General features: G+C 65.4%; 18 protein-coding genes. 2 read left to right on the forward strand and 16 right to left on the reverse strand.

Translation table 11 applies throughout. From position 1 onward, the window contains the following. Positions 1 to 3: 3 nt before the first annotated feature. Together AC1PPK_RS06205 and AC1PPK_RS06210 are read right to left on the reverse strand one after the other, a co-directional pair. Positions 4 to 1071, reverse strand: a complete 1068-nt coding sequence (locus tag AC1PPK_RS06205; RefSeq protein WP_481116967.1) for an HlyD family secretion protein — start codon at positions 1069 to 1071, stop codon at positions 4 to 6. 12 nt (positions 1072 to 1083) lie between these two features. Beyond that, positions 1084 to 2424, reverse strand: coding sequence for a TolC family protein (locus tag AC1PPK_RS06210; protein WP_481116968.1), 1341 nt, complete (start codon positions 2422 to 2424; stop codon positions 1084 to 1086). Between the two features lie 136 nt (positions 2425 to 2560). Here AC1PPK_RS06210 and AC1PPK_RS06215 point away from each other — a divergent pair, with 136 nt between their 5' ends. Then, on the forward strand, positions 2561 to 3094 hold the full coding sequence (locus tag AC1PPK_RS06215; protein ID WP_481116969.1) for a M48 metallopeptidase family protein: 534 nt from the start codon (positions 2561 to 2563) through the stop codon (positions 3092 to 3094). Positions 3095 to 3158: 64 nt separating this feature from the next. Here the strand turns inward: AC1PPK_RS06215 and AC1PPK_RS06220 are convergent, their stop codons facing one another. The 9 genes from AC1PPK_RS06220 to AC1PPK_RS06260 form a co-directional block, all read right to left on the reverse strand. Next, on the reverse strand, positions 3159 to 4238 hold the full coding sequence (locus tag AC1PPK_RS06220) for a ComEA family DNA-binding protein (RefSeq protein WP_481116970.1): 1080 nt from the start codon (positions 4236 to 4238) through the stop codon (positions 3159 to 3161). Positions 4239 to 4407: 169 nt separating this feature from the next. Continuing rightward, on the reverse strand, positions 4408 to 5862 hold the full coding sequence (rng, locus tag AC1PPK_RS06225; RefSeq protein ID WP_481116971.1) for a ribonuclease G: 1455 nt from the start codon (positions 5860 to 5862) through the stop codon (positions 4408 to 4410). 160 nt (positions 5863 to 6022) lie between these two features. Beyond that, on the reverse strand, positions 6023 to 6622 hold the full coding sequence (locus tag AC1PPK_RS06230; RefSeq protein WP_481116972.1) for a Maf family protein: 600 nt from the start codon (positions 6620 to 6622) through the stop codon (positions 6023 to 6025). Between the two features lie 4 nt (positions 6623 to 6626). Beyond that, entirely contained in the window at positions 6627 to 7097 is a 471-nt protein-coding gene (gene rlmH / locus AC1PPK_RS06235; protein ID WP_481116973.1) for a 23S rRNA (pseudouridine(1915)-N(3))-methyltransferase RlmH, read from the reverse strand. 46 nt (positions 7098 to 7143) lie between these two features. Further along, a complete protein-coding gene (gene rsfS / locus AC1PPK_RS06240) occupies positions 7144 to 7521 on the reverse strand; it encodes a ribosome silencing factor (RefSeq protein WP_481116974.1) in 378 nt (125 codons plus the stop codon). Between the two features lie 4 nt (positions 7522 to 7525). Continuing rightward, positions 7526 to 8179, reverse strand: a complete 654-nt coding sequence (gene nadD, locus AC1PPK_RS06245) for a nicotinate-nucleotide adenylyltransferase (RefSeq protein WP_481116975.1) — start codon at positions 8177 to 8179, stop codon at positions 7526 to 7528. Next, positions 8166 to 8939: a BPSS1780 family membrane protein gene (locus AC1PPK_RS06250; RefSeq protein WP_481116976.1), complete on the reverse strand. Its 774-nt coding sequence runs from the start codon at positions 8937 to 8939 to the stop codon at positions 8166 to 8168. Before AC1PPK_RS06250 ends, nadD begins: the two co-directional genes overlap by 14 nt. Positions 8940 to 8943: 4 nt before the next feature. Continuing rightward, positions 8944 to 9744: a BPSS1780 family membrane protein gene (locus AC1PPK_RS06255; RefSeq protein WP_481116977.1), complete on the reverse strand. Its 801-nt coding sequence runs from the start codon at positions 9742 to 9744 to the stop codon at positions 8944 to 8946. Between the two features lie 107 nt (positions 9745 to 9851). Next, on the reverse strand, positions 9852 to 10799 hold the full coding sequence (locus tag AC1PPK_RS06260) for a homoserine kinase (RefSeq protein WP_481116978.1): 948 nt from the start codon (positions 10797 to 10799) through the stop codon (positions 9852 to 9854). 139 nt (positions 10800 to 10938) lie between these two features. Here AC1PPK_RS06260 and AC1PPK_RS06265 point away from each other — a divergent pair, with 139 nt between their 5' ends. Continuing rightward, entirely contained in the window at positions 10939 to 12936 is a 1998-nt protein-coding gene (locus tag AC1PPK_RS06265) for a UvrD-helicase domain-containing protein (protein ID WP_481116979.1), read from the forward strand. Between the two features lie 17 nt (positions 12937 to 12953). On the opposite strand, the gene AC1PPK_RS06270 is transcribed toward AC1PPK_RS06265, so the two are convergent. The 5 genes from AC1PPK_RS06270 to AC1PPK_RS06290 all read right to left on the reverse strand — a co-directional run bounded on the left by AC1PPK_RS06270 (position 12954) and on the right by AC1PPK_RS06290 (position 18340). Then, positions 12954 to 13433: a NuoB/complex I 20 kDa subunit family protein gene (locus tag AC1PPK_RS06270; protein WP_481116980.1), complete on the reverse strand. Its 480-nt coding sequence runs from the start codon at positions 13431 to 13433 to the stop codon at positions 12954 to 12956. Positions 13434 to 13472: 39 nt separating this feature from the next. Then, entirely contained in the window at positions 13473 to 14363 is an 891-nt protein-coding gene (locus tag AC1PPK_RS06275; RefSeq protein WP_481116981.1) for an AraC family transcriptional regulator, read from the reverse strand. 89 nt (positions 14364 to 14452) lie between these two features. Then, positions 14453 to 16153, reverse strand: a complete 1701-nt coding sequence (locus AC1PPK_RS06280) for a DUF6765 family protein (RefSeq protein ID WP_481116982.1) — start codon at positions 16151 to 16153, stop codon at positions 14453 to 14455. A gap of 276 nt (positions 16154 to 16429) precedes the next feature. After that, the gene (locus AC1PPK_RS06285) at positions 16430 to 17428 is read right to left on the reverse strand and encodes a PEP-CTERM sorting domain-containing protein (protein WP_481116983.1); all 999 of its coding nucleotides are present in this window, start codon (positions 17426 to 17428) and stop codon (positions 16430 to 16432) included. 249 nt (positions 17429 to 17677) lie between these two features. After that, the gene (locus AC1PPK_RS06290; protein ID WP_481116984.1) at positions 17678 to 18340 is read right to left on the reverse strand and encodes a DUF799 domain-containing protein; all 663 of its coding nucleotides are present in this window, start codon (positions 18338 to 18340) and stop codon (positions 17678 to 17680) included. Between the last annotated feature and the right edge of the window lie 9 nt (positions 18341 to 18349).

Genomic DNA, 18349 nt, shown 5'->3' on the forward strand with positions numbered 1-18349 from the left:
GCGTTACCAGCGCGGGGCCTGCCAGGGCACGCCGTCCCGCCAGCGGATCACCGCGTCGGCGGGCACGCCCGGGGTCAGGCGGTGGTCGGGGTTGGCGTCGAAGTAGAGCTTCACCGCGTAGGTCAGCTTGACCCGCTCGTCGGGGGTCTGCACTTCCTTCGGCGTGAATTCGGCCTGGGAGGCGATGTAGCGGGTGGTGGCTGCAAAGGTCTGGCCCGGGAAGGCGTCGGTATAAACTTGGGCCGGCAGGCTGAGGCGCAGCTGGCCGATCTGCTTTTCCGGTACGTAGACCTTGAGGTAGAGCTTGTCGAGGTCCACCAGGTCGAAGATCGGTGTGCCGGCGGCGACCATTTCGCCGGCCTCGCGCAGACGGGTGAGGATCACGCCGCCGGTGGGGGCGCGCAGGGTGAGGTCGTCCACCAGGCTGGCGACTTCCTTGGCTGCCGCCTCAGCCTGGCGCAGGCCGGCTTCCAGTGCGGCGACATCGTTCTCGCGGGCCTTCACCTTGTCGTGGCCGAGGCGGGCGGAGCTGAGGCTCTGCTCGGCCTGGCGCAGGTCGGCGGCGGACGCGGTGTGGGCGAGGCGCATCTGCTCGGCGCGGCGCGGTTCGACGGTGCCGCGCTCGGCCAGCTCGTCGAAGCGTCTGGCGTCCTTTGCTGCCTGGGCTTCGGCAGCGCGGGCCTTGGCGAGCACGGCGTCGGCGCTGGCCTCCGCCAACGGCACCTCGCGGCGGGCGATGGCCAGCTGGGCGCGGGCGGCCTGCAGCTGGGCGGCGACGGTGGCGACGGCCGCGTCGGCCTGCTGCTGCCTGGCGGCGAGTTGGGTGTCTTCGAGTTGGGCCAGTACCTGTCCGGCCTGCACCGCGTCGCCCTCGCGGACCTTCAGCACGGCGATGCGCCCGGCCAGCTTGCTGGCCACCGTCGTGTGGTCGCCCTCGATGCGGCCATTGGCCTGGATGAGCCCTTCCGGCAGGTCACCGCTGCCGGCGAAGCGCTGCCAGGCCCAGACGCCGCCGCCGACGACGGCCACGGCGACGAGGCCGATCAGGAGGTTCTTCTTGTCGAATCGCATGGTTGGCTCCCGTCACAGCTCGCCGACGGCTTTCTTGAGCCGGAGTCGGGCGAGGTGGAGATCGTAATGGGCGTTGAGGTGGTTACTGTCGGTGAGGCTGCGCAGCGCTTCCGCGTCGAGGACCTCGGTGTGGGTGCCGACGCCGTTGCGGTAGCGGTCGCGGGCGACCCTCAGGTTCTCATCGGCCTGGGCCAGCGCTGTGCGGGTGGTGGCCAGGCGCTCGTCGGCTTCGCCGACGGCCAGCCATTCCTTGCGGACTTCGAGTGCGATCAGGCTGGCCGCGTCGTCCTGGCGTTCGCGGGCGGCGCGGGCGCGGGCCGTGGCAGCATCGGCGCGGCGGCGCTGCACGCCGCCGTCGAAGACGTCCCACTGCACGCCGACCATCAGCTGGGCGATGTCCTGGTTGACCCGGTAGCGGTTGTCCTCGTGCATCACGGCGGCCTTGATACCCACCTGCGGACGGGTGCCGGCACGCTCCATCTCTGCTTCGTGGTCGGTGGCCTCGGCATGGGCGCCGAGCAGCGCGATCTCCGGGCGCAGGTTGCGGGCGCGGGCTTCGAGGGCGGCGATGTCTGGCCGACCGGGCATGTCGCTGGCGGGTTCGACGACGTCTACCGGGCTGTCGAGCGGGCGGCCGAGCAGGCGGTTGTAGGCGGCGGCGGAGAGTTCGGCGGCATTGTGGGCCTGGGTCCGGCGCTGGCGGGCGTCGGCCTGGGCGACGGCCACCGACAGGATGTCGTTGCGGGCCACCAGGCCTTGTTTGCCGAGTTCGGCCACGTCAGCGGCGTGGGCATCGAGGGCGGCCAGGTGGCGTTCCGCCGCGGCCAGCGCGCTGCGCGCGCGCAGGACGTTCAGGTAGGTTTCGGCGACGTCGAGCTTGACGGCCTGCTCGCTGCGTGTGCGTTCGAAGCCGCTGGCCTGCACGCCGGCTTCGGCGGCATTCACCGCCGCGCTGATACGCCCTCCGGTATAGACCGGTAGTGTGGCCTGCAGCGCGTGGGTCGCGTAGTTGCGCTCTGACAGCGGCATCTGGTTGGGTAGGGTGATACCGGGGATGGATGGCAGGCCGATCAGTGCGGCGGGTTCCCGGCTCAGCATCGTGTAGCTGGAGCTGGCGGTGGCCTTCGGTAGCGCCAGTCCGCGGGCGGCTTCGCGGGTAGCGTGGGCTGCGTCGGCATCCGCATCGGCGGCGCGCAGGCGGGCATCCACGGACAGGGCCTGGCGCCAGGCGTCGGCCAGGGTTTCGGCCGACCAGGCCGGCAGCGTGGTGGCGAGGAGAGCCGCCAGCAATGCGGGCCGTATCAGGCGCTGCAGGCCTGTGACAGCTCCGACGTGGGAATGGGGAGCCTTCATCGAATCCTCCACCGGGCAATTAATGACTCATCGGTCAGTAAATTACGCCGATCGGATATGCTCGGCATTGCGGAAGATCAAAGTGACTCAGCGTCAACCGCTAGAATCGGGTCCTTCCGTTTCGTTTGCGTTGCCGATGTCCACTTCCCTGTCCCTCAAATACCTTTTCGGTTACCCCGAACATCTGGTCGGCCAGGTGCGTGAGCTGCTGGAAGAGCGCCGCCTCGGCCCGCTGCTGCTGAAGAAATACCCTCAGTCCCACGGCGTGCGCAACGACACGGCCCTCTACGAATACGTGATGGAGCTGAAGGCGCGCCATCTGCGCAACGCGGAGCCCCTCAGCAAGGTGGCTTTCGACGGCAAGTTGCAGACCATCCACAATGCGCTGGGCACGCACACCACGGTGGCGCGGGTGCAGGGCGGCAAGCTCAAGACCAAGCGGGAGATCCGGGTCGCCAACTTGTTCCGTGAGGCGCCGCCGGAATTCCTGCGGATGATTGTGGTGCACGAACTGGCCCACCTGAAGGAGCGCCAGCACGACAAAGCCTTCTACCAGCTATGCTGCCGCATGGAGCCGGATTACCACCAGTTCGAGTTCGACGTGCGGACCTGGCTGTGCTGGCTGGATGCCACCGGCGACGGTGTATGGGCACCGGGCATGCGTCCCTGAAATGAAGAAGGCCCGGTGTCGGAGTGATCCGGACCGGGCCTCGCGGTACTTGCTGAAGCGCGGCTTACAGGCTCAGGTGGCCCTTCAGCTTGTCGAGCAGCTTGGCGCCGATCCCCTTGACCGTCAGCAGTTCGTCGATGGTCTTGAAGGGGCGGGCAGCGACGATCGCGGCGGCGGCGGTCTTCGACAGGCCCTTCAGCGCGGCCAGTTCGGCCTTGCCGGCGGTGTTGATGGAAACACGGCTGGCGGCGTCGGCCGGTGCAGTCTTGGCGGCCGATTTCGTGGAGGTCTTGGTTGCGGTTTTCGATGTGGCCTTGCGCTCGGCCTTCGGCTGCGCGGCGGGTTTGGCCTCAAGGGGCTGGGGCGCAGCAGTGGGTTCCGCGTCGGCGGTCCAGCTGACCGGCAGCGAGAAGTTGGCGAAGTCGCGGGTCGCGTAGCCGGTGGCGGTCCACTCGCGTAGCAGCAGCGCAACGTGCCAGGTGCCGACGGGGCGGGCGGCCAACGGCAGGGTCAGGTCGATGTCTTGCCAGCTGCGCTGGCCGGCCAGGGAGCCCAGATTGGCGGCAGCCAGCTGGGTGCCATCGGGGGTGCCGGCTGCGTAGGGGGCGGCCAGGGCCCACAGTTCGAGGGACAGGGTGCCGCTCAGATTGTCGCTGGAGCGGGGATTTTCGAGGCTTTCCACACGCATGCCGACGCTCTGTTCGCCAAGGCTGAAGCCGGAGGCGCCGGCCAGGCGCGGCTGCACGAAGCTTTCCGCGCGTGGGAAGTTGGCGAAATCCTGGACTGCATCGAACTGGCCGTCGCGACCGCTGGCGAGGACCAGCACCATGCTGTGTTCGGCATGGCCGGCGGGTGGCAGGGCCGCGGTGAAGGCGCTGACCCAGCTCTGGTCTCGGCTGTCGAGATGGCCGACCGGCAGTTCGGCGATCTTGGTGGCGCGGACCGGCTCACCTGCGAAGGGCGTCTCGCAGGCCCACAGCTGCAGTGCCCATTCCTGGTCGGCGGTCGCATCGGGATTGCCGACCAGCAGCTCTGCGTCGAGGCGGACGTTGTCGCCGTCGAAGGCGTAGCCGTGATTGAAACCGATGCGCACGGCACCAGCATGCTGGCCGGTGGTGGCCTGGAGGATGTTCTGGGTATGCATTGCAAGTGGTCCTGCCTGTATCGAGGCGCCGGATTTTGAAGGCGCCTTGATGGCAGCGTCAATCGCTGGCCGATTGAATATTTCGATGCACCGACGAGGGGCAGAAAACGGCCGCAGGCCGCGCCAGATGTAGGATGCGCTACATCGGTGCGGCGGTGGGGCGTCGTCGTCAGAGCAGCACGATGTCGAACTGTTCCTGGCCGTAGCTGGCTTCGGGATGCAGGGAAATGGCCTTGCCGATGAAGTCCGACAGCATGCCCAGCGCCTGGGATTCTTCCTCCAGGAACAGGTCGATGACGTTCGGTGCAGCGAGCACGCGGAACTCCCGGGCGTTGAACTGGCGTGCTTCGCGCAGCAGTTCGCGGAGGATCTCGTAGGCCACGGTGCGGGCGGTCTTCACCTCGCCCCGCCCGTTGCAGGTCGGACAGGGCTCGCACAGCAGGTGGGCGAGGGACTCGCGGGTGCGCTTGCGGGTCATCTCTACCAGGCCGAGGGTGGTGAAACCGTTCACCGTCATCTTGGTGTGGTCGCGGGCCAGCGCCTTGCGGAACTCTTCGAGTACCGCGGTGCGGTGCTCGGGGCTCTCCATGTCGATGAAGTCGACGATGATGATCCCGCCCAGGTTACGCAGGCGCAGCTGGCGGGCGATGGCCTGGGCCGCCTCGAGGTTGGTCTTGAAGATGGTGTCGTCGAAGTTGCGTGCGCCGACGAAGCCGCCGGTGTTTACGTCGATGGTGGTCATCGCTTCGGTCTGGTCGATGATCAGGTAGCCACCGGACTTGAGTTCGACGCGCCGTGCCAGGGCCTTCTCGATCTCTGCCTCGACACCGTGCAGGTCGAACAGCGGGCGCTCGCCGGTGTAGTGGTCGAGCAGCGGCAGCACTTGCGGCATGTACTCGGTGGCGAAACCGGTCAGCTTCTGGAAGTTCTCGCGGGAGTCGGCAACGATCCGCGTGGTGGCGTCGGTGACCAGGTCGCGCAGCACCCGCTGGGCCAGGTTGAGATCCTGGTACAGCACCGTGGGCGGGCGGGCGCCGACGCTGCGGTTCTTGATCTCGGCCCACAGTTTGCGCAGGTAGGCGATGTCGGCAGCGAGTTCCTCGTCGCTGGCGTTCTCGGCCATCGTGCGGACGATGTAGCCGCCGGTCTCATCCTTCGGCAGCAGGCGCGTGACACGTTCGCGCAGGGCTTCACGGCCGGCTTCGTCGCCGATCCGCTGGGAGATGCCGATGTGCTTGTCCTGGGGCAGGTAGACCAGCATCCGGCCGGCGATGGAGATCTGCGTGGACAGGCGTGCGCCCTTGGTGCCGAGAGGGTCCTTCAGCACCTGGACGATCAGGTTCTGCCCTTCCGACAGGATGCGTTCGATAGGGCGTGGCGCGTCGCCGTGGTGGCGGTCGGCCCAGATGTCGGCCACGTGCAGGAAAGCGGTGCGTTCGAGACCGACGTCCATGAACGCCGACTGCATGCCGGGCAGTACGCGTACGACGCGGCCCAGATATATGTTGCCGACGATGCCGCGGCTCGCCGTGCGTTCGACGTGGACTTCCTGCACGACGCCCTGCTGCATGAGGGCGACGCGGGTTTCTTGGGGGGTGAAATTGATCAGGTATTCGTCAGACATGATGCGGGAAGCAAACGGTGATGGGCGATGGCACATCGCGCGGATGTGCCATCGCCGATCGCCGCTCGTCCGGCATCGGCTGCGCGGGGCGTACCGCGCCAGCTAGCGTGTGATAGTCCTCTCCTCCGATAGGCGACCGGCTCTTGATGGCCGGCGTCAGTCAGAGAGGATAGCCGAATTCCTGCAACAGGGCGGCAGTCTCGAACAGCGGCAGGCCCATGATGCCGGTGTAGCTGCCGCGGATTTCCTCGATGAAGAGCGCTGCACGGCCCTGGATGCCGTAGGCGCCGGCCTTGTCGGCGGCTTCGCCGCTGGCCACGTAGCGGCGGATCTCCTGTTCGTCGACGGCGCGGAAGCGTACCTCGCTGACCGACAGGCGCTGGGCGAAGCGTTGGCCGTCGCCGACCACCACCGCAGTGAGGACCTGATGGCTGCGGCCGGACAGAGAACGCAGTATGTCCACCGCGTGCTCTGCGTTGTCCGGCTTGCCGATGATCGCCCCGTCCAGTTCCAGTGTAGTGTCGGCGGCCAGCAGCAGGCGTGGCGGCAGGCTGCGCCAGGCGATGCGCTTGATGCCACCGACGGCCTTGGCCATGGCGACCCGCTGTACGTAGGTGAAGGCGTCCTCGCCCGGCAGCGCGTCCTCGTTCACGTCCGCGTCGGCCCGCGTCCCAGTGCGGAACAGCAAGGGCTCGAAACGGACGTGGATCTGCTTGAGCAGTTCGCGGCGACGGGGGCTGTTGGAGGCGAGGTAGATCACGACATCATTCCCGGTGGTACGGATGGTTCTTCGACAGGCTCCAGGCCCGGTACAGGGCTTCGGACAGCATGACCCGCACCATGGCATGGGGCAGGGTCAGGCTGGACAGACGCATCGTCTCGTGGGCGGTAGCCTTCAGGGCTGGGTCGAGGCCGTCCGGCCCGCCAATGATCAGTGCCACATCGTCGCCGACGTCCTGCCAGCGCTCCAGGCGCTTGGCGAGGGCCTTGGTGGTCAGGTCCTCGCCGCGTTCGTCGAGGATCAGGCGCCGGCAGCGCGGCGGCAGGGCCGCCTCGATGCGTGCCGCCTCGAGGGCCATCATGGCTTCCACGGTCTTGCCGGTGGTGCGGGGTTCAGCCTTTACTTCGACGAGCTGCAGCGGCAGTTCGCGCGGCATGCGCTTGGCGAAGTCGTCGAAGGCAGTGTCGACCCAGGCCGGCATGCGCGTGCCGACCGCGACGATCAGGAGTTTCATGGTGCAGGGGGCGGCGCTGGTTGCGCCGCGGGTCGTGCGGAAGGGCTCAGGCGGCGCGCGCAGCGGCGCTACCGGGGCGTGACGGGCGTGACGGGCGTGCCGGAGTGCCGGACCACAGTTCTTCGAGGTTGTAGTAAGCACGGACGGCCGGTTGCATCACGTGCACCACGATGTCGCCCAGATCCACCAGCACCCATTCGCCGGAGTCCTCGCCTTCCACGCTGACCACTGTGAGTCCTGCTTCGCGGGCCTTGTCGGCCACGTTGCGGGCGAGGGAGCGGGTCTGCCGGTTGGAGTCGCCGCTGGCAATGATCACCCGGTCGAAGAGCGAGGTGAGGCGCGTGGTGTCGATGACCTGGATGTCCTTGCCCTTGATGTCCTCGAGGGCGGAGACGACGAGTTGTTCGAACTGGGTGATTTCCATTGATTCAGATGTAGAGTTGGTGCAAGGAAATATAGTCAACAACGGCCGGCGGGAGCAAATAGCGCAGGCTCTGGCCGGTGCTGCGACGGGCGCGGATGTCGGTGGCGGAGATCGCCAGAGGCGTCATCGCGAACTGAACCAGCGAGCCGGCCGGGCGGCCTTCGAGAGCGTCCAGCGTGCCGTGGCGGCGGTGCGTGAGCTCGGCCAGTTCCGGCGCCATGCGTGCGCTGTCGAGGCTGTAGCCGGGGCGGTTGGCGACGGCCACGTGGGCGAAGTCGAAAAGTTCGTGCCAGCGCTTCCAAGTGGGCAGGCCGAGCAGCGCATCGACGCCGAGCAGCAGCACCAGCGGCCGCTTCGGGCCCAGCTCGGCGCGCAGGCGTTCGAGGGTCAGGATCGTGAAGCTGGCCTGGGTGGCTTCCACTTCCGCCGGGTCCACCTCGAAGGCCGGGTTGTCCGCGGTGGCCAGCCGGGCCATTGCCAGCCGGTCTGCGGCACTGGCGCCGGGGGCGTCCCGGTGCGGCGGCTGGCCGGCGGGAATGAAGCGCACCCTCTCCAGGCCGAGGGCTTCGCGGGCCGTTTCGGCGAGGCGCAGGTGGCCGTAGTGGATGGGGTCGAAAGTGCCGCCGAAAAGCCCGAGGGCGTGTTCAACTGGCATCATCAGGACCGATATGGTCGAAGACATCCAGCGCGTTGGCGTAGAAGCTGGCGAAGACCACGGGAATGAAGACGATCGGGAAGGCCAGTGCCGGCAACAGGCTCAGCAGCGGCGAGACCAGTTCGAGCACGCTGACCAGCACGCCGGCGACCAGCGCCACACCCATCAGGCCCAGCCCGAAGCTCAGGAAGGCGCGCCAGTTGCGCAGGCAGGCGACGAAGCTGAAGAACAGAGCCTTGCTGGCCGGGATGCGACCCCAGCCGGCCAGCAGCGGCGCAAACCAGTAGGCCATCATCAGTGGCGTGGAACCGGCGGTGCTGACCAGCAGCGCAATGAGGAAGGAGGGGTCGTCAAGGGTTTCTCCCCAGCTGGTCTTGCCCATCACGGCCTTGAACAGTTTGCTGTTCACCTCGGCATCGAACAGGGTGCTGAGGCCGAGCACGATCAGGGAACCGATGAAGTAGATGCCGCCGATCTTGACCTGCTCCTGCAGGTTCTGGCGGAAGCCGGAGACGAGGATGTCGGGGCCGGCCCTGCGCCGTTCGGCAATAGCCTTGCAGCCGTTGAAGATGCCCAGCGACAGGGCCGGCATCACGAGGAACATGATGACCTGGCCAATGAGGGGAATCGCGGCGACCAGCAGCAGCATCAGTGAACTGCCAAAGACCAGGAAGGTGACCAGCGCCGGGTTGCGCCGCCACAGCGCAAAGCCATCGACGATCCAGGCCCAGCCGCGCTGGGCCGGCAAGGTGCGCGCTTGCATTCGTTCAGTCCGCCTCTGTCGGTGCCGCGGTGGCGTGCGGCGAGATCAGCGCCACGTCGCCGAAGACGTCCTGATAGGACGCGTACAGCGTGCCGGCCAGCACCGGGACAAGGACCAGTACACCGAGAGCTGCAGGAATCATGGCGACCCAGATCAGCACGTAGATAAGCACGCCCAGCACCACGAAGGCGCCGAAGTTGCCGAAGCATGCTGACAGGGACAGCTTCATCGCATCCAGCGGCGGGGTGTCGCGCAGCACCACCAGCGGGGCGGCGAACCACAGGGCGGTGATCAGCAGCACCCACAGCACCGAGAACACGATGCTGCCGAGCAGCACGCCGCTGACCAGGCCCATGCCCATGCCGGCCAGTGCGCCGAGGATGTAGCCGGTGAGCAGCGCGCCGCCGCCGATCAGTACCGATATGAAGCCGGCGATCAGGCCACCGAGCAGGTAGAACACGCCGACCAGCGACAGGTTGCCGGCATGTACCTTGAGGCCGGCGAACAGATGTTCGATGCGCAGCGCCTTGCCCTGGGCCAGTGCATGGCAGCCCAGCACCATGCCGGCGACCATCACAGGGAAGCCGATCAGCACCACCGCCCAGCCGAGCAGCGGTACCAGGCCCAGCACGAACAGCATGATGATGAAGATCACGCTGATGGCGACCCATACCCCAGGATTGCGCGCGAAATAGAACCATCCGGCCTTCAGCCAGACCAGGCTCTCAAAGGGCGAAACATGGCGCGGGCGCGGATGGCGCGCGGCGTTGTGGGGATGGTGTGCCGGGGCAGCCGGTTCGGTCATTGTCGGGCGAGGGAAACGGAGTGGAAAATCAGGATGTTGCGCTGCGACGAGATGCTAGCCCAAATCCCCCACCTAGTTCAAACCGGCAAAACCCTAGTGGCACGTTTTCAGGTCGGCAGAGCGGGCAGACCATCGGCATGAGCGCGCAGCTGCAGGATGCGCCGGTACTCGCCCGGGTCCTTCACCAGCACCATCTCGCCGGGGCGCGGCAGGTGGAAATCTTCCAGCCGCGACAGCCAGAAGCGCAGCGCGGCGGCGCGCAGCACGGCCGGCCAGGCGTTCCGCTCGGCGGCGGTGAAGGGGCGGGACTCGGCATAGCTGGCAAGCAGCGCGGCGGCGCGGGCCGCATCGAGCTGGCCATCGGCATCTGCGCACCAGTCGTTGACGGTCACCGCCACGTCAAACAGCAGCGCATCTACGCCGGCGAAGTAGAAGTCGATGACGCCGCCGACGAAGTTGCCGTCCCACAGCACGTTGTCGCGGAACAGGTCGGCATGGATCACCCCCTGCGGCAGGGCCCGCAGGTCGAAGCCGGTCTGGAAGGCCAACTCAGCATCGAGTTCGGCCTGCTCGTCGGCGGGCAGATGGGCACCCACGCGTGCCGCGCAGTCACGCCGCCATTCGGCACCACGTGGGTTGGTCTGCTTGCGTCCGAAGGACTGTCCGGCCAGGTGCAGGCCGGCCAGCATCGCGCCGATGCGTGCGCAGTGGGCGACGCTGGGCGCCATCTCCGACTTGCCGGCCAGGCGCGTGACCAGCACTGCCGGCTTGCCGGACAGGGTGCCCAGGTATTCGTTGTCCCGGTTGGCGATCGGCGCCGGTACCGGCAGGCCGTGGCGGGCCAGGTGGGCCATCAGGTGCAGGTAGAAGGGCAGCTCGGCGCGCGGCATCGTCTCGAACAGCGTCAGCACATAGCGGCCGAGGCTGGTGGTGACGAAGAAGTTGCTGTTCTGCACGCCGGCGGAAATCCCCTGCAGGACATCCAGGCGGCCGATGGCATAGTTCCGCAGCCAGACCGCGAGGTCGGCGTCGGTGACGGAAGTGAAGACAGACATGATGGGAGGGAGCTTACAACACGTGTCGCATCCCTGTGGTGGCGAATCCGGTTCGATGAATTCGCCCCTGCGCAAAGGATGGGTGGCTGCTGCGCGGTAGAATGCGCTCCCTGCTTCACCCGATGTCCGCAGCGCCGCCATGTCCCTTCTCCTCAACGCCCCGCAACGTGAAGCCATCCATTACCTGGACGGGCCTTGCTTGGTGCTGGCCGGCGCCGGCTCCGGCAAGACGCGGGTTATCACCCAGAAGATCGCCTACCTGATCAGCGACTGCGGCTTCAACCCGCACAACATCGCGGCCATCACCTTCACCAACAAGGCTGCCAAGGAGATGCTGGAGCGCATCGAGAAGCTGATGGGTGGGCGCGCCGTCAAGGGCCTCACGGTGTGCACCTTCCACGCCCTTGGCGTGCGCATCGTGCGCCAGGAAGCCGCGCTGCTCGGCCTCAAGCCGCAGTTCTCCATCCTCGACGCGTCGGACACCACGCAGATCATCGCCGAGATGACCGCCAGCACCGACAAGAACCGCGCCAAGGCACTGCAGTGGCAGATCTCCAGCTGGAAGAATGCCCTCATCGAGCCCCACGAGGCAGCTCACCTGGCCAATGACGAGCTCTCGTCCGCCGCTGCGCTGCTCTACATGGAATACGACAAGACCCTGCGCGCCTACCAGGGCGTGGACTTCGATGACCTCATCCGCCTGCCGGTCAAGCTCTTCGAGGAGCATCCCGAGGTGCGCGAGCGCTGGCAGAACAAGCTGCGCTACCTGCTGGTCGATGAATACCAGGACACCAACCGCGCCCAGTACCGGCTGATCAAGCTGCTCACCGGCGTGCGAGCGGCCTTCACCGCGGTGGGCGACGACGACCAGGCCATCTACGCCTGGCGTGGCGCCGACGTGGAGAACCTGCGTCAGCTGCCGGTCGATTTCCCCAAGTTGAAGGTCATCAAGCTGGAGCAGAACTACCGCTCCACGACGCGCATCCTGCACGCCGCCAACACCGTCATCGCCAACAACGAAAAGCTCTTCGACAAGAAGCTGTGGTCCGAGCACGGCGCCGGCGACCCGGTGAACGTGGTGGCCTACCAGACCCCCGAGCACGAGGCCGAGGCGGTGGTGATGAAACTCTCCGCCCACAAATTCGAGAACCGCACCCACTTCAAGGACTACGCGATCCTCTACCGCGGCAATCATCAAGCCCGCCTGTTCGAGCAGCAGCTGCGCAACCACAAGATTCCCTACGCCATCTCGGGCGGGCGCAGCTTCTTCGAGAACGCCGAAATCAAGGACCTGTGCGCCTACCTGCGCCTGATCGCCAACGAGGACGACGACCTGTCCTTCATCCGCTCGATCACCGTGCCGCGCCGTGGCGTCGGCGCCGCCTCCATCGAAGCCCTCAGCCGCTACGCCTCCAACCGCAACATCAGCCTGTTCACCGCGGCCTTCGAGGAGGGCGTTTCCGAGCATGTGAATACGCGCCAGCTCGAGACCGTGCGGGAGTTCTGCCACTTCATCAACCGCATGGCCCACCGGGCACCGCGGGAGCCGGCCGGCCAGGTCATCGGCGACATGCTCAAGGCCATCAACTACGAAGCCTGGCTGTACGAAAGTTGTGAGCCCCGCGAAGCCGAGACCAAGTGGAGCAATGTCAGCGACTTCACCGGCTGGCTCGGCCGCAAGGGCGAAGAAGACGGCAAGACGCTGTCGGACATGATCCAGACCATCAGCCTGATCACCATGCTCGACAAGGATGACGAGGAGCTCGACCAGGTCCAGTTGGCCACGCTGCACGCCTCCAAGGGCCTGGAGTTCAAGCATGTCTTCCTGGTCGGCGTCGAGGAAGGGCTGCTGCCCCACCAGTCGTCCATCGACGAAGACAAGATCGAGGAAGAGCGCCGCCTGATGTATGTGGGCATCACCCGCGCCCAGCGCAGCCTGACCATCAGCTACTGCGAACGCCGCAAGGCCGGCCGCGACGTGCGCACCTGCGACCCGTCGCGCTTCATCGACGAGATGGGCGCCGAAGGCATCAAGCGCAGCGACCGCAAGAACCCCGAACCGGTCAGCAAGGAAGACGCGCGGGCGCGGATTGCCAACCTGCGCGCCATGCTTGGCAAGCCGCCTGGGGGCGGCTAGGCCCGTTCGGCACTGGGTCAGCGCTGGATTAACGCCGGACGTCGGCGCATCTTGTTCTGCAACTGCATCAGTCCGTACAACAGCGCCTCGGCGGTGGGCGGGCAGCCGGGCACGTAGATGTCCACCGGCACGATGCGGTCGCAGCCGCGCACCACCGAATAGGAATAGTGGTAATAGCCGCCGCCGTTGGCGCACGAGCCCATTGAGATCACGTAACGCGGCTCGGCCATCTGGTCGTACACCTTGCGCAGTGCCGGCGCCATTTTGTTGGTCAGCGTCCCGGCCACGATCATCAGGTCGGACTGCCGCGGGCTGGCCCGTGGCAGCACGCCGAAGCGATCCATGTCATAGCGCGCCGAGGCGGCGTGGATCATCTCCACCGCACAGCAGGCCAGGCCGAAGGTCAGGAACCACAGGCTGTCGCTGCGGACCATGTCGAACAGGGCATCGGCGCGGGTCAGCAGGTAACCGTCGCCGTGTAGGGTGGGGGCATGCATTGCGGATCTCCTTTCGGGGAAGAACAAATGCATGCCACTCTAGGGACGGACGAAGACCCTTTCTTGTACGGAATCGACATCCTCCGGCAGAAACAGCGTGCGGAAATCCGGCTGACCGATGCGGTACAGCCAGAAGCCCGGATCGTCGCCGGCCGACGACTGCACCAGCGTGCGCGGTGAATAGCCAGTGAGCGCCGCGAAATCCCGGTCCATGTGGGCCTGGTCGTAATAGCCGAACTCCTGCGCGACCCGCGCCACATGGCCGCGCCGCCCGGCGCCCGCAAACAACTTCGGCAACGCGAAGCCGAAGCGCGCCACCCGCCGCAGATCCCGCAGATTGGCACCATAGGCCCGGTTGAGGCGCCGCTCGAACTGGCGCAAACCGACCGACAGCGCCGCCGCCTGCATCTCGGCCGGCTCGAACAATCTCACCATCGAGCCCGTCTCGTGCTGAGCCTGCTGGACGTTGCGCCCGACGCGTAGCGCGCGGCGCACCAGATCCTGCAGGTGGGCCACCCAGCGGGCCGGATGTTTCTCCTCGTCGATGCGATCGAGCATGCGCCTGACATCAGCCGGCGGAAACACCTCGTCCAGCGCAAACGTCCGGTCACGCAACTCCGCCACGCTCGGCCCCAGCGCCTCCGCCAGCAGGCCCGGGCGGAACAGCATCGACACGAACACCCCGCCCGCCTCGATCTCGGTAAAGCGCGGCGTCAGGCACGGACCAGCGATTACCGCACGAGGATAACGATGCAAGCGCTTGCCCGCCGCATCCGTCCGCCAACCGCCACCCCGCGCGAACAGGATCAGCGCCGGACTCAGTGCCGCCGGAATGCGCGACAGGCAACCGGCAGGGAAACCGACCACCAGCGTCGGATAGATCCACGGGGCCAGTGTGGGGTGGGGCGGGACGATCAGCTGGGAGTGCATTGTCGGATGAGCGGGCTGGCTCGCACGCGCTGCATGCCACCGGACTCCGGAAAGAGCGTGGCGGCGGAGCCGGCGGTGGAAGGACTCAGTTAGACCGCCTGGATGAGCCAGTCGTTGAAGTGAGGATTGTTCGGGTCCGGCTCCCAGACCTGCAGCTTGGTGCTATCGCCGAACTGGTTGTCCTCGAGCTTGAGCACGTGATCGTCATTCACCCAGATCGACAGATGGCGGGGCTGTTTCGGAGCTCCAGCACCGATGTTCGTGGAGCTCATCGACAGACGGAAGGAATAAGGCTTGTCACTGCTGCGGGCGAAACCGTCCTTCACGCTGAGGTATTTGCCGATGCGCGCGTTGTGGAAGGTGAACAGATCGTCGCCGTCGTCGTTCTTTCCGGCGTATTTGGGTGTCCAGTGGACTTCGGGCGTGGCATGCTTGCGGTCGTACAACTGGATGGGCGTGCCGCTCTCCCGGCTGTCGTTCTCCACCTCGACGACGGCCTCCTTCTCGTTCATGCGCGGTGCGATGAAACAGGTCTTGTCCAGGATGTGCTTCAACTCTGCGGCCCCCACGAAGGGCACGGTGCCGAGCAGACGGCCCAGCTTGTGCTCACCCAGGTAGGTGTCCACGAAGTCGAGGTGCTGTAGCGCGGCTCCATGCCACGCCGCGTATGCGCTGCCGCTGATGGACTGACTCCTGTCCAGCAGCGCCTCGGCCTCTTCCTGGTACTGGGCTTCCTGGTAGTCCGGCGGCGCCGCTTTCAGCAGGGCGTGCTCGAACCGCTGGCCATTGAGTCTTTCCCGCCAGTTCTCGCAACGCTCGTCTGTCCAGTCCGACAGAATGTAGGCCGTACGCTCGCCAACGCTCTCGCCCTTCGGCCGCAGGCGGATGATCTCGTCCACCGTGGCGAAGACCGCGCCGGAAACACCGAGCCTGCTTAGCAGCGCATCGTCGGACAGGCCGTAGCTGTATTCCGTGCCGGTCCGGATGCAGTACAGCGCATGGGCCATTTCCCGGAAGGCCCGGCTGTACTGGGTGGGGTTGTCGCGGGTGATCGTCTTGTCCGACCAGCGCGGCTGGTACAGGAAGGTGATCCACGGGTAATCCGGCAAGTGGCCCATACGGCCATGCCCCGTGAAGTTGAGCGAGTTGTAGTTGCCTGATCCGCTGGTCTTGTCGAAAAAGCCCACCTCGATGTTGATGATGTTCCCGCCCTTGTCGTAGTACTGCCCATCGTTGTGCACGTCATTCACATGCCAGGCCGCCGAGCCGCAAAAGTGCTGGTGCGCGAAGGTGTCGATCAGCACATGCATGCGGATGCCGATCATCTTCAGATCGTGCGAATGATTCCTGAGCGTGTCCTCAACCATCGCCACCGCGAGCGGGCTGCCGGGCAGGCACATGGACTGGAACTGCAGCTGGGCCAGCTCGTCGTTGTAGTTCCACGCGCCATAGACGGACGAATCGGACTGAGGACCCTTGTAGGGCACCGCGTAATGGGGGCCGATATTGCCGGGCAGGAAATGGAAGGCCGTCCACATCCGCCGGTGGCGGGCGATCTTGTTCGGATTCCAGTCGTTGGCCGAGCCCACCGCCGTTTCCTCGTGGGGATCGCTGGACAGGGTCGGCAATACCGTGGCGATCGTCTCGATATCGGCTGTCTTGATCTGCCGGATCGGCGTCGCGTCATCGATGTACTGCGCGGCATGCGCGATCGATGTGGCGTCGGTGGTGTTGTAACCTGCAACGACGGCCGCTACGTAGGTGGCGTAGTAGTGGAAATCGATATCCATGGATTGCCTCGCTGAAATCTTATTTGGGGGGACGGCACACGTGCCGCAGCCCTCACGAGAGGCGCGTGGCGAGACGTTTGCCGAAATCGTGTCTGCGCTTTAATGTACACGAATGGAATGTTAGCAAACGCCGTTGGGATTACGAGATTGGAATATTCTGGTGTCGGGGGAGTGGGAGCGAGCGACTCTTCAGCCGCCATCCGATGATGGAAAAAGCGATGTCAAAAGGGCTTTCGTGCCGGGCGCTGGATGTCCGGCGCGAATCATTGCAATTTCTCAGGCCCTTTGACGACGGGCCAGCATTGCCCCGATGATGCTGAGGCCGAGCAGGCTGAGTGTTGTCGGTTCGGGGACGTGTCCGCACCGGTTACCACATTCAGAGCCGGCACCGACGAGTGGCGCCACATCGTCGATCGCGCCATTGACGAAGATCGAGCCGTACCAGTCCGGATTCGTGATGTCGTGGGACTGGGTGTAGTCGAGCAGGGTGAGTTGGCCGCACCCTGCAACCAGCGCGATCCCTGTACCTGTTACCGCGCCCTGGTCGAAGTCACAGGTGAATTGAGTGTTGCTGGTCTTGAGACCCGATCCGTCGGTGGCGCTCATCGTCCCGGTATGGCCATCTCCAAACATCGTGATCATGTTGGTGAACGGATCGAAGATCAGGCCGTGGGCGGGTGTCACTCCTGAATAGAGACGCGATGTGGTACCGGTGGATAGATCGATCGTACCCAGGTTCCCGCCGCCATTCGGGCTCCCATTTACATAAAAGACGGAACTGCCCATGCCGAAGGCGATCTGCGTGACGCCGCCGTCGTCACCGATGATGGTGGTGGGCGTATTGCCCGTTCCGATGGGCACCGACAGCGTATTCAGCCTCCCGCCGAAATCGCTGGTGTAAACCTTGTTGCCATTCGGATCGAGGGTGAGGTGATAGGACGGTGTACCAGTGAATTGGGTATTCAGTACCGCGCCGCTGGCTTTGCTAACCTCGTAGACATTGCCGGAACCCTGGCCACCGATCAGCAGATTGCCGGTGGGCCCGAAAATGATGCCATCGGCGCCGTTGGTGGAGGCAATGTTCGTATTATTGGTGAGGTTATAGTTGTTTGTCGTGGTGCTGTAATTGAAATCGATACTCCAGACGTTCTGCCCTCCATTATAGGTGGTGTAAAACAGCGTCCCCGAGAAGAGGGTTGCTTCCGCATTTACCGCCCCCGCCACCAGCACCAGCGAAAGAGCGCCACGCAGCGTTCTGGCAAGAATTCTGCTCATGTCTTCCTCCTTTGGTTTTGTCGCGCTGCAAGAAGCTGCGACTGAACTCACCAAGCAAGAAGCAGGCTGATGCGATTAGATGATTAATTAATCAGAAATTTCCTGCCGATGGGGGCGAAAGCTTGAAGTGGCGTGTAAAGCCCTTCGACATCGATACTCTGCAATGCCTTTCGCTGATCTTTCGCATTTCTTGCGGGGAGCTTGCTGTTGGCTTCGCGGAGCGCCCCGCCTAATTGCCCCATCCGGCCCTCAAGGCGTCGGCGAGCCGTCCTTCAGATACTTGGGGGAGCGGGGGCCATAAAGAATCCCATTAGGCTGCCCGGCAGAGAGCAGACGGCTGCTGGTGATGCCGGCAATGGCGTGCCCCCGATTGGAGAGCGTGTCGCCAATCTGGGAAATGATGGCCTTGACCAGCAAACCGACAATGCCGCCGCCGGAATTATTGTCGGTTTCGCTGGTGGACGCCGTTGCGCTGCCTTCCCACAGGGTTGCCCCGGAACGCAGATCCACCAGCTTGCCGCTTGCCGTCACCCTCGTCTCGCTCGACACCACCATGTAGGACGTGCCGTATTGCTTGACGTTGATATACAGCGCCGCATCCGCGCCGAATATCTGGCGCAGCTTGCTGATGGAAATCTCATGGATGTCGGCCGGTGCTGTCATGCCGTTCTGCCGGAAGGCCTCGTCGACCAGCGTTACCGGGAGCACGTAATAGCCCGACTCGGCCAGCGGGAGCGTCGTCTGCGACCACATGCTGTAGGTTGCACCGATATCCGGCGAACCATTGAGGGGCGGAAGGACGAGGATGGAGGCCGGACGGCTCTGCTGGAAAGCCGAGTAGTCGTATTTCTTGCCTTGCGTCGCGCAGCCGCCCAGCAGCAAGGCGGCGGCCAGCAGGGTGGTCCATTTCATGGCGTATTT

This window comes from Zoogloea sp. JDB1, assembly GCF_056724025.1.